11 protein-coding genes are annotated in these 15414 nt (G+C 47.1%); 6 read left to right on the top strand and 5 right to left on the bottom strand.

The features are described from left to right. Window positions 1-64 precede the first annotated feature (64 nt). Window positions 65-5689: a VaFE repeat-containing surface-anchored protein gene (locus ACTNDI_RS11660; protein ID WP_441101153.1), complete on the top strand. Its 5625-nt coding sequence runs from the start codon at window positions 65-67 to the stop codon at window positions 5687-5689. Between the two features lie 79 nt (window positions 5690-5768). On the opposite strand, the gene ACTNDI_RS11655 is transcribed toward ACTNDI_RS11660, so the two are convergent. Further along, a complete protein-coding gene (locus ACTNDI_RS11655) occupies window positions 5769-7049 on the bottom strand; it encodes an S-layer homology domain-containing protein (RefSeq protein ID WP_441101152.1) in 1281 nt (426 codons plus the stop codon). 468 nt (window positions 7050-7517) lie between these two features. On the opposite strand from ACTNDI_RS11655, the gene ACTNDI_RS11650 reads away from it, so the two are divergent. Together ACTNDI_RS11650 and ACTNDI_RS11645 are read left to right on the top strand one after the other, a co-directional pair. Next, window positions 7518-8546, top strand: coding sequence for a hypothetical protein (locus ACTNDI_RS11650; RefSeq protein ID WP_441101151.1), 1029 nt, complete (start codon window positions 7518-7520; stop codon window positions 8544-8546). A 29-nt stretch (window positions 8547-8575) separates the two neighbouring features. Next, window positions 8576-9142 (top strand): hypothetical protein, encoded by a 567-nt coding sequence (locus ACTNDI_RS11645; protein ID WP_441101150.1) that lies wholly within the window; start codon window positions 8576-8578, stop codon window positions 9140-9142. A 66-nt stretch (window positions 9143-9208) separates the two neighbouring features. On the opposite strand, the gene ACTNDI_RS11640 is transcribed toward ACTNDI_RS11645, so the two are convergent. After that, entirely contained in the window at window positions 9209-10024 is an 816-nt protein-coding gene (locus ACTNDI_RS11640; RefSeq protein ID WP_441101149.1) for a hypothetical protein, read from the bottom strand. A 338-nt stretch (window positions 10025-10362) separates the two neighbouring features. Between ACTNDI_RS11640 and ACTNDI_RS11635 the strand changes: the two genes are divergently transcribed. From ACTNDI_RS11635 to ACTNDI_RS11625, 3 genes are all read left to right on the top strand, one after another. After that, window positions 10363-10653 (top strand): hypothetical protein, encoded by a 291-nt coding sequence (locus ACTNDI_RS11635; RefSeq protein ID WP_441101148.1) that lies wholly within the window; start codon window positions 10363-10365, stop codon window positions 10651-10653. 31 nt (window positions 10654-10684) lie between these two features. Next, window positions 10685-10867, top strand: coding sequence for a hypothetical protein (locus ACTNDI_RS11630; RefSeq protein ID WP_441101147.1), 183 nt, complete (start codon window positions 10685-10687; stop codon window positions 10865-10867). 91 nt (window positions 10868-10958) lie between these two features. Next, on the top strand, window positions 10959-11909 hold the full coding sequence (locus ACTNDI_RS11625; protein ID WP_441101146.1) for an Rpn family recombination-promoting nuclease/putative transposase: 951 nt from the start codon (window positions 10959-10961) through the stop codon (window positions 11907-11909). Window positions 11910-11973: 64 nt separating this feature from the next. On the opposite strand, the gene ACTNDI_RS11620 is transcribed toward ACTNDI_RS11625, so the two are convergent. The 3 genes from ACTNDI_RS11620 to ACTNDI_RS11610 all read right to left on the bottom strand — a co-directional run bounded on the left by ACTNDI_RS11620 (window position 11974) and on the right by ACTNDI_RS11610 (window position 15389). After that, window positions 11974-13164, bottom strand: coding sequence for an S-layer homology domain-containing protein (locus ACTNDI_RS11620; protein WP_441101145.1), 1191 nt, complete (start codon window positions 13162-13164; stop codon window positions 11974-11976). A 387-nt stretch (window positions 13165-13551) separates the two neighbouring features. Continuing rightward, a complete protein-coding gene (locus tag ACTNDI_RS11615; RefSeq protein ID WP_441101144.1) occupies window positions 13552-14706 on the bottom strand; it encodes an S-layer homology domain-containing protein in 1155 nt (384 codons plus the stop codon). 344 nt (window positions 14707-15050) lie between these two features. Next, window positions 15051-15389 (bottom strand): hypothetical protein, encoded by a 339-nt coding sequence (locus ACTNDI_RS11610; protein ID WP_441101143.1) that lies wholly within the window; start codon window positions 15387-15389, stop codon window positions 15051-15053. Window positions 15390-15414: the final 25 nt, after the last annotated feature.

The following is a 15414-nucleotide window of genomic DNA, read 5'->3' as shown; positions in this document are numbered from 1 at the left end:
ACAGATGCCGGAGACGCAATAGCGAAAAATGATGCGAAAAAAAATAGGTTTGATATTGTTAACGATGTGCATCAGTGTAAGTCAATTTGCAGGAACAGCATCTGCTGCTCCTGTATCCGCCTCTTCCACGGAAAGCCTTGTCACAAGTTCAGAAACCGCTTCAGACTTTACAGGTAATCAGGAGGATACCAAACCGGACGACGCGAGTACCCGGGAATCTGTTTCGGCTGATTCTGCAGCGGAAAATCCTTTAGGATCTGATCTGGAGCCGTCTGCGTCTTCACGGGGTTCTCTGGATGAGACGGAAACGGAATCGGACACAAACACGATGTCTGTCGCAGCATTGGACGCTGACGCAGCATCTGATACGGCATCTGTCAAAACATCTGAAATAGCAGAGACGGACGCTGCACCTTCCTTTTCCGTGACAAACGCAAGAATCAAAGAGGTGGTTGATGGAACTGCGCCCTTCGATTCCGACAATAACGCAGGCAACGACGCGGCGGCAGACAACGGGATTGTGCGGTCTTTCGATACGATCACATATTCCATCGAGTACGTGACCGCCATCACTTCCAACAAGCCTGTTGATGACGGAAAAGTATTTGTCCGGTTTACTTTGCCCTGCACCAAAGATGTTGCGCAATTTAACCTGGATGCGATGCAGTGGCTGCAGGACGCGAAACAAACCTCAACAGAGGACGGATCGCAGGTGATCACCGGCTATCGCTATCTGACGAACAGCGAAGAAGGGGTTGCCATTCCCGGAGCGGGAACCTTGTCATGCGGGATTCAGGTAAGAGCCGCCAAAAACGGAACCGTGATTCAGCCAAGCTTCGAACTTTGGGCAGAAAACGATGAAGACAACAAGCGGGACATTACCGCAGATCCGGAAACGGTCAGCGCGACTCCTTCCTATGATTTTACGATCGTGTACAATACTGGTTCCGAAGGATGTGACTTCCTTACCTGGGCGAATCCAGACACCGGGATGCTGTATGACGAGGACAGCAAGGCGGAAGCAGGAGACCATGCAATATCCGGACGTCTGCAGGGCATGGGGATCGGCTTCATGATGCAGCAGCCGAACGCCTCAAAGGGAATGAAAGGCTTCGAATATCCTTCCGGTGACATTACCTTTGATGTGAAACTATCTGCCACCGTCAATGGCGTGGACAAATCGTACGATAAAGACTATCAGCCGTATTTCTGGGATTACTGCGCGAACAATGGTTACAACGGAAAAGGAGATGACAAAGGAAATCTCGGAAGACAGATGACCTTCGTGCAGACGACCTCCAGCGGACTCAACTGGCGTGCCCCACGGAATCAATGGAGTTCTTCTTCGGGATACGGCGGAGAAGGAGACTGCTGGGACGGAGGGAATTATTCGGTACAACAGGATCCAAAGGATCCCAACCTGTATCATTTCACAATCAAGGATTATACCTTTGATTATGACAATTATCATTTTCCAACGACGCCCAATTACCATTGGGGTTCCATCGATTCATCCGAATATTGGATATCATGCGGATATATGCAGACCATTGCCCGTTTCCCAGATTCTGTCGATAAAACATCCGATTACATTCTGAAACAGGAGCTGGAAAACTTTCAGGTAAGCTCAAAAAGCGGGCAAAAACAAGCGGCAGATATCCGGACAAACAACGACGTCTGGACCTACAACATCACGATGTATCCGGCCGGATCACATTATAATGGCACGTGGTATGCGGAAAAATATGCTCTGGTGGGGGATAACCACCCCGGGACAAACTACGCATCCAGAAATGAAGAGCAGACCATTTGCTCGGCGTATGGACAGGAATACGAAAAATACGGCATTGCCTGTAACATTCTGCAAAAATTCGACAGTACCGGCATGACACCGAATGGCACATCGCGGGGTGATTACACGACAAAGGTATTTTATGCCGCAAAACCAGATGGAACTGCCTGGGCCAGCGATGAGGAAATGGAACAGTACCACGAAGAAAACATGGTATATTACGATTCTTATGACGCATTGGTAAAATCCGGAAAAACATGCGTCGGCGTTTTGTTTGAAATCCGAAATTTCAAAGTGAAATATGGATGGGTCGCTGGGTATACACCTGTCAAAATCAACAGTGATGCGGTATTGGGAAAAGTTTATAAAACCGTTTCGGATGTTCGTGCCTGGCATCAGGGCGAAACCCCGGCGAGATCGTGGACAACGACCAAGCATCAAGACGGATCGTATGGTCTTGGAGCATCCCTCTCTGAATATAATGGAAGCAAATACACGGAAGATTATTCTGCGCCCGGGTGGCAGAGATATCACACCAATTACACGAAAACACAATATAGCAACGGCGTAATGGTCGGCGGTCATACGGGCGGTTACCTGAACGGTAACTCCATCCTGATTGTAGGAGACCATGCGACAATCGATATCACAAATAACGATGGGAAAACGTCTTACGACATGGACAAGTATGAACGAACAGCATCGTTCAAACTGCAGCCTTCTCTTTCGGTCATCGGTTCGTCCGGAGCATCCGCATCCGGTACGGATAACCTGACGATTACCGTAACGCTTCCAAAGCTTCTGTATTACGAACAGAATTCTTTGAAACAGGGGAACACACAGGTTACACCGGAATCTGTGACAGAGAACAGCGACGGAACGACAACTCTGAAAATCCGGTTTCTGAATCAGAGTATTGGAAAAACAATCGAACCGTTGACATTCCGTACGCGGATTGGCAATGTCGGAACACTGAATGACGTAACCAACAATCAACAGCTCAAACTGACCGCGCAAATCACATCGGATCAGGGAGGGCTCCCGATTGCGGAGATGAATCATAACATCAGCTCCACCAGCATTGCTGTGATCAAGCTGGCGGCCATCGCTGTATACAAATCGACGGATACGCCGCTCATCGACCTGCATGACACGTTCCATTTTACCCTGACCTTTGGCAACAACTCGCAGAACGAGGTGGATAATGGTATTTTGTACGATGTGCTGCCCTACAACGGGGATTCGCTCGGATCGAAATTCGGAGGCTATTATGATCTGAAAGAAATGTCCGTCGATTACAAATCTGCGCCATTGGCATTAACCGCGCAGAAAAAAGCCGGAATCATCGCATGGTACACGACAAACCCGGATGTAAGAGGGATGGAATATGCCGGATTATCTTCTGTGACTGACTGGAAACCACTGACAGCAAAAATCAATGGCAGTACCATTCAGATTTCAGGATTCCCGGATTCCAGCCAGAACATAACGGCAATCAAATACGCGTCTGTTCTCGGAGGCAGTGAATCCATTCGGATCACATTTACTTGTCTGGATAAAAATCAGGGAAATTCATCCCAGAAGGTGGGAGATACCTATATCAACCGTTTCTTCGAGAATTCCGACAATCAGGTCGCGCCTGTTGTCTCAAATGCCGTGAAAGTACAGGTGGTAGACCGACAGATCAGCGGAAATGTATGGCTGGACAAGGACCGTAACAACGTCCGCACGACAGACGACAGATTTCTTTCCGGTATCGTCGCTTCCCTGTATCAAATGGACGCCTCCGGCAATTATGAGAAGGCAAAAGATGTGTACGGGAACGATGTCGCAGAGATCACAACCAAAGCAGACGGCGCGTACGAATTCAAAAATCTGCCAAAAGGTACTTATCGGATCGTTCTGACAAAAATGGAAAAGTATCTGTCGCAGGTGGAAAAACATGTCGGTACAGATACCACGGTTGATTCCGATGCGGACGGGGTAATCAAAACCGGTGGTTTCGGAGAGCTGGAAAAGTCACAGATCAGCGGAATCGAGCTTCCAGACAAGACAAAGATGGCGGATCAGACTTATCGGTCTGAACATAACGATTCCGGTCTGTATATCAATCCGTTACTTCTTCCCGCACTGTCCACAAATCTTCGGGACAGAGAAAATTCGCAGTATACAGAAGCAGTGAAGAATACTGGCCTGACGGATACGATTCAGATCACGAGGCTGAATGCTTTTATCGGCAAAACGGTAACCATAACCGGAACACTCTACGATAAGGCGACCGGGCAGCCGCTTACCATTAACGGAAAGACAGTAACCGCTTCGACCACCATGAACGTAACCAGTGAGACCGGAGAGGTAAAGAACGTCTTCACGTTCGATGCAACCGGTATGCAGGGAAAAACCGTGGTGGCAACAGAGTCCATCCTTGTCGATGGAAAAGAGATTGCATCTCATAAGGATCTGAATGATACAGAGCAGATGGTCTTCTTCCCGAAGATCAGCACGATCCTGTATCAGGATGCCAATGGAGACAAGACCGCGAATGATGGAGAAAAGATCATCGCCTTTGATCTGGACAAAAACGGAAAGCCGGTACAGGCAGCGGATGATACGAAGGCATTTGATACCAATGTCACCCTGACCGACCAGGTAATCTATGAAAACCTCGCTCCATCCAAGGTATACGAAGTAACCGGAAAACTGATGAAGGTGAATGCGGATGGAAGTCTTACCGATACCGGAATCCGGTCAAAGGAAACCTCGTTTAAAACAGGGGCAGCGACAGGTGGAAATCTTACATCTTCTGGAAGCGCGGACATTCATTACAGCTTTGATGCCATGCAGTATCAGAACTGTCAGCTGGTTGCTTTCGAAACACTGAATCTTTCCGGAGAGTCCGTATCGGCCAAAGAAGAAGAGAACATTGAAGCACAGAGGATTCGTATCCTGGTTTCAACACCGAAGAAAGTAGTCTCCAAGGTCAGCAACAACCGTTATGAGATCCATACATGGAGCATCACCACAAAGATCCCGTCCGGCATGGAGGATTCCAAACCGGAGCAGAGAGGAGCGTCCTTCACAGATGCGATTGACTCCCGTCTGGATTACAAGGGAAATGTGAGAGTTGATGTTGTGGACGCGGAAAGCACAGACGCAAACGTACTCCTTACGCTCGAAAGCGGAGATTACACCATTTCCGGAGCAACCGAAGGAACCGCGGGCGGTACGCTGAAGGTCACTCTGACAGCCAGCGGACTGGAGAAGATTTCAAAGAAGCAGTATGAGGGCGTGGATTATTTACGGCTGCGCTTTGATACACTGATCAATTCTACCGCAGAGATCACACCGGAAAATGGCGTTGATATTCCAAATACGGTAGAAATCCGCTGGGATGATCTCGGAAAGGTTCTTCTGATGCATGGAGATGACCATGTAACCTCCGGATCTGTCCGTATCATGAAGATTGACAACAACCATCAGTCCCTTGCCGGAGCGAAATTTGTTCTTCTGAAAGCGGACAAATCCCGGTATCAGCAGAACGACAGCACCGGAGCAAATCCGAAGGATTATCCGGAGCAGGTATCCGGAACCGATGGCTATGTCACATGGACAGGACTGGAAGATGGCACCTATTACATCCGTGAGACAGCAGCACCGAATGGAAAAGAACTGCAGTCGGATGACATCAAGGTGGTGCTGAAAGACCATAAGGTTGCCAGTGTCAATGATACACAAGTTACCAATCCGGTATTCCGGGTTGCGGACAGCGGAAAGCTGATCCTGCAGACCGGCGGACCGGGAAGAATGATCATCCTTGTTGTGTCCATCGCTGCGATTGCCCTTGCACTCTTTGCATTGCTTGCAGTTATGAAACGACAGAAGAAAACCGAAAATTAACGGTTGATACAAAGAGAGCCGGAAGCGAAATGCTTCCGGCTTTTATATTAGTATGGAGGGGGAGTGTTATTTATAAAGATTACTTTGTTGCGCCACAGATGGAGCATTTATATCCGGTTATTACGTTTTCGTCATAGGCTGCTTTATCCTGAACCCATTTTTGCGTATAAACAGGTTCTTCATGTGTGACGGCATCATGATGAATGATTTTATAAATAGGTTCTACATGATATCCATACCCTTCTTTTGCGCTATGATCAATCATCTCTTGTGTATTTGACGTTTTATAGCCGCAATAATTACAAACATACTGACCTTTTCCCGTGTCTACCTGCTCGTCGTATGCCACTTCATCTACAACTGTTTTTGTTCCAGTCTGAACCTTTTCGTAATGACCAGTCGCCTCATGATGCACTGTTTCCTTAATCGGCTCCCACTTGTGCTCGTGAGCAGGAGTTGTGTCGGTATCCGGCTGCTTGGTATCTTCAGAGGTGCTTCCAGTATCTGGCTTCTTTGTGTCATCCGGAGTCTTTGTATCGTCCGGCTTCTTTGTGTCATCCGGCTTCTTTGTATCGTCCGTTGTCTTGCCGTCATCCGGCTTCTTTGTATCGTCCGGAGTCTTGCCGTTATCCGGCTTCTTCGTGTCATCTGTTGTCTTGCCGTCGTCCGGCTTCTTTGTATCATCCGGCGTCTTCGTATCGTCCGGCTTCGTCGCATCGTCCTTCTTACCATCATCCGCCTGAACGCTATCTGTATTCGAGATAAACTTTACAATCTGCGCTCTGGTGCAAGGATTGTCCGGGCCGAACTGGTTGTTTCCGACACCGTTGGTGATGTTGTTTTCCGCAGCCCATGCGACCGCCTTGGAATAATACTTTCCGGAAGGGATATCGCTGAAACCTGCATTCTTTGTCGGCTCTTTGCTGCCCTCGAGTCTCCACAGAAGAGTGATGGCCTCTTTCCGGTCAATGGTTCGTTCTCCGCTGAAAGTGGTTTCAGAGGTTCCTGCTGTAATCTTGTTGTTTTTTGCCCACATCACAGCCTCGGCATAATACTGATCCGTGACGTCCTTGAACGGATTTCCGGCAAGGGATGTTTTCGGAGAGCCCTCGTATCTCCACAGGAACGTGACAATCTCTCCTCTGGTACAGGACTTCATCGGGCTGAAGGTTGTTTTGGTCGTTCCGGCGGTAATGCCCTTGTCCGCTGCCCAGTATACCGCGTCGTGGTACCACGCACTCGATCCGACATCAGAAAATGCAGAAGCGGCAGGCTTTGTATCCGCGTAAGCTGGTGATGCGGACATGATCATAGCGGCTGCAAGAACCGCGGGGATAAGTTTCGTAAACTTTCTTTTCATAGTGAATCCTCCTTCAAAAACGTTTGTTTACATGATAACGTAGTTTTTCCTGGTTCGCTATACCTGTTTTTGCGGGGCTATAGCTTCCCATCTATATATGGTCGATTGTTTGTCAATTACCCCGACCCGTAAAGGGATCGGGGCTTGCTAAAGGCTCCTGTCCAATACAGTTTCGAGTTTTGCGATGCAGGCAGGCGGTGTTAACGCTGGGCAGTTCTACCAAAACCAGAATCCGTCGGTAGGAGATACCGCCGGGGTGTTGACAGGGAATCCTGCTGCTGGCGCTGCTTATGCGAGTCAAAATCCGCAGCAGAAAACAGCAACTGAAAATGTAGGTTCTTCGTGGTTCTGCCCGAACTGCGGGCGTAAAAATAATGGAAATTTCTGTCCAAAGTGCGGAACAAAAAGACCGGAGAATGTGTAAGCTCACACAAAATTATTTATAATGATTTAAGGAGGGGTTAATTCATGCCACACTCAACAGGCGGCGGAGGAAGTCATGGGGGAAGCTTTTCCGGCGGAGGCGGTTCATTCAGAGGCACAAGTTCATCGAGAGACACAAATACTGTTCATTACTACACGCATTACCGGCCCGGAGCTCATGTCTGGGTCTTGTACTGTAACGGAATGCCACATTACCGATACACCGATGCGGCGTATCGAGGAGGTAACAGTCCTCTTTCATTCCTGGTCGCAGTCATTGTGTTGGTTATGATTGGCTTCTTTTTCGTGACGTTCGGTGCGGTTCCTGCCCGTGTGACATCCGGGCAAACACCACTCACGATTCAGGATAACGCAAAAATATTTTCAGAAAAAGACACAGAAAAACTGGAAGAGGCGGTAGATGCTTATTACGATAAGTCCGGCATTCCGGTTGTCATCCAGACTGTCGATTACAAAACCTGGTATGCCTACTACGGTAGCTGGGGGCAGACGCAGGAAAATTACGCATATGATTCATATGTATCCATGTTCCCGACTGATGAGAAGCACTGGCTCATCTGTGTCTGGAGCGGAGAAGGAAAGCAGGGCACAGACGAAGTAGATTCTAACGCCTATACCTTTGCCGGAGTAGCCGGAGACGATACATCCAATATGCTTCCGGAGTCCATGACGCAGACATTCAATTCCACGGTCAGCCGTCAGCTCGGGCAAAATATGCATCAGGAAGGAGCATGCGCAGATGCTTTGGTGAAGGGCTTTCAGACAATCGGCACTCCAAAAGCCAACATAGTTTTCTTACTGGTAGGCTACGGATGCTTTGCCATGGCTGCTCTCGTTGTAGTGTTGTGTATCCTCGCAATCCGGAAAGATAAGAGGACACCGGCAGGCCAGAAAATGCACGAGGTCAACACACACGGGGAAGCACCGCGTCTGGTGCGTTGCGACTACTGCGGAGGCACCTATGTATTCGGTGAAACCGTGTGCCCGCACTGCAATGCGCCGGGAAAGACAGCTTATGATGGAAGTTCAGAACAGGAAGTGGCAAGAGGATAATTTTGTTTCTTCTGACAGAGGAGAAAATCATGAAAAACATTTTTAAAAATAAACATACATCTGTTGTCGGCACCATTTGTGCATTGCTCATTTTCCCTGTTGTTCTCGCCGGCTGCAGCCCATTGGAAACACTGCATAAAATTGACGATCCATTCGGGTCTGTCAAGGCAGACAGCACAGAGCAAAAGACAGAAGAGCAGACACAGGAAAATACGCAGGAGGATACGGCGGAAAACACCGCGGAGAATGCGCAGACAGAAAGTGTATCATCGACATCCGAACTTCCGGGTGTATCAGAAAAGACCGCAATCACATTTGTGGCGAATGCAAACGGATTGACGGACTTTTATAATGATGGATATTCGGACACTCATTTAAAAAGAAAAGAAATGTCGATCTCGATATTATCAGCGTTGGTATCCGAAAGGGTCCGAGTGATCGTAGGAGCAGATCCCAGCGCAATTCTTTCGGACGAGGAGTATGATACGGTTGCCCGTCAGTACGGCATGTATGACGATTCGAATGCGGATAGCTATGTCATGGATCGGGATTTACCTGGTCTGTCCCAGTGTGTAAAGAATATTGTAAATGGATAGAATGATAAGAACAGCCGTAGGAGAGAAAATCCTACGGCTGTTCGTTAATTTTTGTTGTTGTTCTGATTATAAATATCTTGAGTTACGCTCAGTGATCACATCGGCAACTATAGCGCATATTACACCTATGATCAACCAGATAATTGTTATATAACCGATAATGGAAAACAAAGTTGTAATGCGCCAGAGACTTTTCCCGATCTCGGTATTCCGATTTTGTTCACCAATGACGCGTCGAAGTACATATCCCGCAAGGCCGCATCCAAGGCTAACGGCAATAGGAAAACCAAATAGACCAATCCCACCGAGAGGGACTAGGAGAGTGCCGACGGCAAATATCAGATATATAGCTATTACTACTTTATGCATGTGATCTGTCGGATAAGTTTCGTGTTCGTGTGAAAGATAGCTCTGCGTCAATGCGTCAGCAGCCTGAATATTAACAGTATCTTTTTTCCAGTCAAACAGGAAAAAATAACGACCGGGTATACGACCGACAAACTGTATCATGATTAGCGCAATGAACACAAAACCCATGATAAATGGCGCAGACAGAAAATTAAGACAGAACGCAACCGTTCCTATGACGAGGGCTTTAGTCCTTTTTTCCGGTTCCAGCCATTTCAATTCGTGGTTCATTAGATAGAGAAAAACAACATCTCCCAATGCAAGATATTGCGTTTTTAACATCATATCTTCGTCTGCATTGATGATTATCCAGACAATGAGTTGCACGATGATGGCCACAATATCCCATATCAATGCTATTATCGCATAGTGTTCCGCTTTTTCCTGTGACGACATCTGGGTCGTGTCTTTACCGATTTCCGAAATCACATCTGATGTGGCTTTCTTTATTTTATCTGCGGTTCCGTTTTCCATCTTTTCCTCCTCATTTGCGGTGAACATTTCCGCTTTTTTCTATTATATGCCATTGCAAGGCCCGCGTCATGCCTTTCTTCGGGTTTTCTTTAACTTTTTTCTTTCTTGCAATACTTCCTGCTTGTCATCCTGTGCCGTCTTGTGGAAATTATCCCGGAATAAATTGCTGATTTGGAATTGGCGGAGAATTCTGCTTCATTCTCTTTTCTTTTTGGTATTTTTCATTTTCTCTCGGATCGACCATATATACATGTACATATTTATTGGTAAAGGGAGAGCAGAAAGCGGGTTCTCCTTTTTTTATTTTGTCCGGGGAGAGCCGGAAGAAAGGAAAACATATGGGAAAATCAGAGAAAGAAAATGTGGGAATTGATAGTAGAGATCTCTACGATCTTCTTTTGAATCGTCTCGTAGAAAACGAGGACTCACGGAAACAGAAGCCGCGCTACATCACCATCGACGGGAATGAAGTTTTGTGCCATTCCAAAGAAGATGCTGTGGCATTGGCGGATTTTCTGGAAGTGGTGTGCGGTTTTCCGATCCATGTCGGGTTTTACGATCCGAAGGATGATGAAGCCAACGACGAAGTAGATTTTTGCACCGGAAAATGGTGTGTATACGCAGATTAACCAAGAAGACGAAGAAAGAGAGGAAAGGAACATGACAAAACTCCATATCACAGCACATCCTTACGCTGCAATTCACGGCGACCTTGAGGTCCCGGACGATGTGATGAATGGCAGCGAAGAAAAACTCTACGATTACATTTGTGATCACTGGGAAGAAATTGAGTTTGGCGAAGCTGACCTGGATTTCCATGGATGCGACTACGAATTCGATTGAGAGCACAATACGAAGGCAGCAAAGCGGAGAACTGCTTTGTTGCCGAACGGATGCGAATGTGCTAATATTAAAATTAAAGGAGAGAGAAAACATGGGCAAGGAAAAAGACTTGTCAGAAAAATTACTTGAAGACAACAATGATGTCTTTGCGGATATCGTGAACGGCTTCGTATTTGGTGGAAAACAAATTGTTCAACCGGGCGATCTGCAGAATACAGCCTTGGAATCGATGTACCGGTCAATCCATAGCGGTGCGATTCGAAGCCAGGAACGCGATGTTGCGAAGCTGTGGTTGAAAAAAGGTGTCAAGATCGCCCTGTGTGGTTTGGAGAACCAGACCAAAATCGATCAGTACATGCCAATGAGGATCATGGGCTATGAGGGAGCATCATACCGAGACATGCTGAAGAGCGGAAAGTCTGATGTATACCCCGTCCTGTCCCTTGTCCTGTACTTTGGCGATCAGCATTGGAAAGCACCCAAGACGATCAGTGGTATCGTTGCCGATCAATCGTATCCGAAGGAAATGGATGCTTTTTTGAACGATGCGAAGGCAAATATCTGCGAGGTCGCCTTCTTGTCGAAGGAAGAACTGGATCGCTTCCATAGCGATTTTCGAATTGCTGCAAATTTTTTTGTACGCAAACGAGAAGATCCGGGGTATACTCCAGATGATCCAACTACCATCAAACACGTCGAAGACATTTTGTGTCTTCTATCAGCGGTCACAAAAGACCCCAGATATCAGGAAATTCGGTTTGATAAGAATTTTGAGGAGGTGCACAATATGTGTGATGTTGCTGAACGTCTCGAAAACAGAGGTAAGGAAATTGGAATGGCGAAGGGCAAGAAAATTGGAATAACCGAAGGTGTAAAGATGGGACAATCCAAAGGAACATTGCTAACCATATACCGTCATACCGCCGCTGGCTATCTGCCGCTTGATGTGGCTGTGAAAGAAGCTTCCGAGTATGGTATTAAGGACAAGGATGACTTTTTTACAAAAGCCATGCAAGCCGGTTATAAAATCAAAAAGAAATAACGCGTAAAACAGGACGTGTGAAAAAACTTTTCGTTTTTTCACACGCCCTTTTTCGTAGGAAATGTTATTTTGTTGGAGCGATGGCGTCTTTTGCCCAGGACATGGATAGATACTTTTCCTTAATACGCTGTTCCTCTTCGGATAATGTAACTCCGTGTGCTGCCATTTCTGCTTCTGTTTCAAATGCGGAATTTATAGCAGCATTCCAATCTTCTTCACTATAAAACGGTTGTCCAGAATATGGATCCTCAATACGAGGGATATCATCCCAAACCCAAAATTTATGATCTATAACACTTGTTTGCGATCCGTGATAATGTAAGCCATGAGTTATTCTTTGCTCATATCCATAATCCGACGGTCCCCAGAAATATTTTCCGCATCCATTACACTTTAAAGCATCCTGTGTCACCCAGTGCCCATAATTTTCATTTCCCTCTACCCGAGCTCCCTTGCCGGGCTGTTCTTTTCCTTCACCTGAAGGAGTCGGTGTCGAAGTCGGTGTCAGAGTTGGTGTTGGAGACGTGGTTGGACTGGGAGTTGGACTGGGAGTCGGAGTGACACTTGGTGCCGGCGTATTGACTGTGACTTCCGGACTGCCGTTCATACGATAAAGAAAAGCAGCCATTTCTCCTCTGGTGCATGGTTTGTTCGGGGAGTAATGCTTCGCGTCCGTGCCGGCAGTAATGCCGTTCGCTTTTGCCCAGACAACCGCATTGGCATAGTAAGAAGATGCGGAGACGTCCGAAAACCCGGAACTGCCATTTGTCTGCGGCGAATTATTGAAACGCCACAAGAATGCAGCCATCTCTCCACGGTGGCAGGGGGCATTCGGTGAGAACGTGTTTGGCCCGGTTCCCTGTGTCAGCATCACGTCATCTGCCCACTGAATTGCTTTTGCGTAGGGTGAATTGGCATCAACGTCCTGAAAGGAGCTCTGCCAGCTGGAAGCCGGAGATCCTGCAAGCCTCCACAAGAACGTGACCATCTGTGCGCGTGTGCAGGGCTGATTTGGACTGTAGGTATTCCCGGATGTTCCAGAAGTGATACCATACGCTTTTGCCCAGTACACCGGACGGTAGAAATAATCCTTTTCCTTCACATCATGAAAACAAACCGTTGCGGTTACCGGATTTTTGACCGCCGCATTGCTCGTAATCTGCGGCATTACACCCGCAGAAACAGGCGATGCTGCAGACAGCATCATGGAAGCTGCGAGAACAGCCGGAATCAGTTTTGCTAATCTCTTTTTCATAAGGTTCCCTCCTCTTTTTCTATACCCCAGATATGGACGAAGATCGTGTAAATCATACCGCATTTTGCATCCGGTATTTTTTTCCTCTTCCAAGCATATTTTATAAAGGTTTGTCTGGTTTTACAAGGTGATTTTGTTCGCACAAAAACGAACATTTCGTGCTTTTTTGAATGTTGTTGGGCGTACACTTTCCCACTTATATATGGTCGATTTTTTGCAAAAAAATTCTGTGTGTACGGATTTTTGAAATTATGCTGCTTGTCCGAAAGCGGAGAAAAGAAAAGGGATTACCTGAGAATGCAGGGTAAACAAAAGACGGAAGTGTACTTCCGTGAATCGAAAAAAAGAAGGACGAGGAGAAATCCCCGCCCTTTTTCGTAGGAAATGTTATTTTGTGGGAGCGATAGCATCTTTGGCCCAGGACATGGATCGAATTTGTTTTTCATATGCCACATCCTCTGGATACACCGGCAAATTATATTCTTCTGCTAATTGATCCATTGCATCCCAGTATTTAAGATAACTATTCCAATCTGCTTCACTATAAAACGGCTTCCCGGAATTCGGGTCTTCAATGCGAGGAATATCATCCCACACCCAAAAATCGTGTTCCGTAAAACTGGATTGCGATCCATGATAATGAATACCATTACCAAGCCAGTCAGAATATCCGTAATCATCATTATCCCAGAAATACTCCCCACATCCGTTGCACAGATAACCTCCGTGTATCGTCACCCAGTGCCCATAATTTTCATTTCCCTCTACCCGGGCTCCCTTACCCTCTGCGGAAGGAGTCGGTGTCGGAGATGGGGTTGGACTTGGGTTTGGACTGGGAGTCGGAGTGACACTTGGTGCAGGCGTATTGACTGTGACTTTCGGACTGCCGTTCATACGATAGAGAAAAGCGGCCATTTCTCCTCTAGTGCATGGCTTGTTCGGGGAGTAATGCTTTGCGTCCGTGCCGGCAGTAATGCCGTTTGCTTTTGCCCAGACAACCGCATCGGCATAGTAAGAAGATGCGGAGACGTCCGAAAATCCGGAACTGCCATTTGTCTGTGGCGAATTATTGAAACGCCACAAAAACGCAGCCATCTCTCCCCGATGGCACGGTGCATTCGGGGAGAACGTGTTGGGCCCGGTTCCCTGTGTCAGCATCACGTCGTCTGCCCACTGAATTGCTTTTGCGTAAGGTGAATTGGAATCAACGTCCTGAAAGGAGCTCTGCCAGCTGGAAGCCGGAGATCCCGCAAGCCTCCACAGAAACGTGACCATCTGTGCGCGCGTGCAGGGCTGATTTGGACTGTAGGTGTTCCCGGATGTTCCAGAAGTGATACCATACGCTTTTGCCCAGTACACCGGACGGTAGAAATAATCCTTTTCCGTCACATCATGAAAACAAACCGTTGCGGTTACCGGATTTTTGACCGCCGCATTGCTCGTAATCTGCGGCATTACACCCGCAGAAACAGGCGATGCTGCAGACAGCATCATGGAAGCTGCGAGAACAGCCGGAATCAGTTTTGCTAATTTCTTTTTCATAAGGTTCCCTCCTCTTTTTCTATACCCCAGATATGGACGAAGATCGTGTAAATCATACCGCATTTTGTATGTGATATTTTTTCTCTCATCCAAGCATATTTTAAAAGGGTTTCAATGGTTTTACAAGGTGGTTTTGTACGAGCAAAAACGATTATTCTGTATTTCCTCTTGAATGTCGGTACGCATACATTTCCCCACTTATATATGGTCGGTTTCAGGCTAAAAAATTCTGTGTGTGCGGATTTTTGAAATTATTTTGCCGCGGGAGAGCAACAGAATTCCGGCGGCGGGATTCTCTACGAAACGCCTTCTGAGGAAAATACAAACGGAAGCGGAGCGATTGTTTACAACGACGATTCGCCATCTGATGATTCATCCCAGGACACATCGGAGGCGGACCAGGCAGCGGACAGCAGCTCTTCTTCCGTCATCACGGAAGAGTCTTCTTCTGAAAACGCTTCCCGGGAAAACAGCAAAAAAGCAGAAGAAAAAAGCGGGAAAGAAACAAAGGCATCGGAAAGCCGCATCATTGATGATGGTACCGATCCGGCATTCCGAGTTGCGGACAGTGGAAAGCTGATCCTGCAGACCGGCGGACGATAACGTATAATAAGTTTCGCAAATTCAATTGAATAAAAATAGACATAGTCTATTGCCATCGGTAAAATTAAGTTACCACACAAAATCCACCAAGGAGGCAATGACTAT

It is taken from the genome of Bilifractor sp. HCP3S3_D3, from assembly GCF_052063915.1.
In the GTDB taxonomy this organism is placed as follows: domain Bacteria; phylum Bacillota; class Clostridia; order Lachnospirales; family Lachnospiraceae; genus Bilifractor.
Note: the sequence above shows the minus strand (reverse complement) of the source record. Positions and strands in the feature narration are given on the sequence as shown.

Excerpts from the sequence above, each read along its gene's own strand:
- ACTNDI_RS11660 (WP_441101153.1), top strand. The coding sequence starts at position 65 with ATGTGCATCAGTGTAAGTCAATTTGCAGGAACAGCATCTGCTGCTCCT.
- ACTNDI_RS11655 (WP_441101152.1), bottom strand. The coding sequence starts at position 7,049 with ATGAAAAGAAAGTTTACGAAACTTATCCCCGCGGTTCTTGCAGCCGCT.
- ACTNDI_RS11650 (WP_441101151.1), top strand. The coding sequence starts at position 7,518 with ATGCCACACTCAACAGGCGGCGGAGGAAGTCATGGGGGAAGCTTTTCC.
- ACTNDI_RS11645 (WP_441101150.1), top strand. The coding sequence starts at position 8,576 with ATGAAAAACATTTTTAAAAATAAACATACATCTGTTGTCGGCACCATT.
- ACTNDI_RS11640 (WP_441101149.1), bottom strand. The coding sequence starts at position 10,024 with ATGGAAAACGGAACCGCAGATAAAATAAAGAAAGCCACATCAGATGTG.
- ACTNDI_RS11635 (WP_441101148.1), top strand. The coding sequence starts at position 10,363 with ATGGGAAAATCAGAGAAAGAAAATGTGGGAATTGATAGTAGAGATCTC.
- ACTNDI_RS11630 (WP_441101147.1), top strand. The coding sequence starts at position 10,685 with ATGACAAAACTCCATATCACAGCACATCCTTACGCTGCAATTCACGGC.
- ACTNDI_RS11625 (WP_441101146.1), top strand. The coding sequence starts at position 10,959 with ATGGGCAAGGAAAAAGACTTGTCAGAAAAATTACTTGAAGACAACAAT.
- ACTNDI_RS11620 (WP_441101145.1), bottom strand. The coding sequence starts at position 13,164 with ATGAAAAAGAGATTAGCAAAACTGATTCCGGCTGTTCTCGCAGCTTCC.
- ACTNDI_RS11615 (WP_441101144.1), bottom strand. The coding sequence starts at position 14,706 with ATGAAAAAGAAATTAGCAAAACTGATTCCGGCTGTTCTCGCAGCTTCC.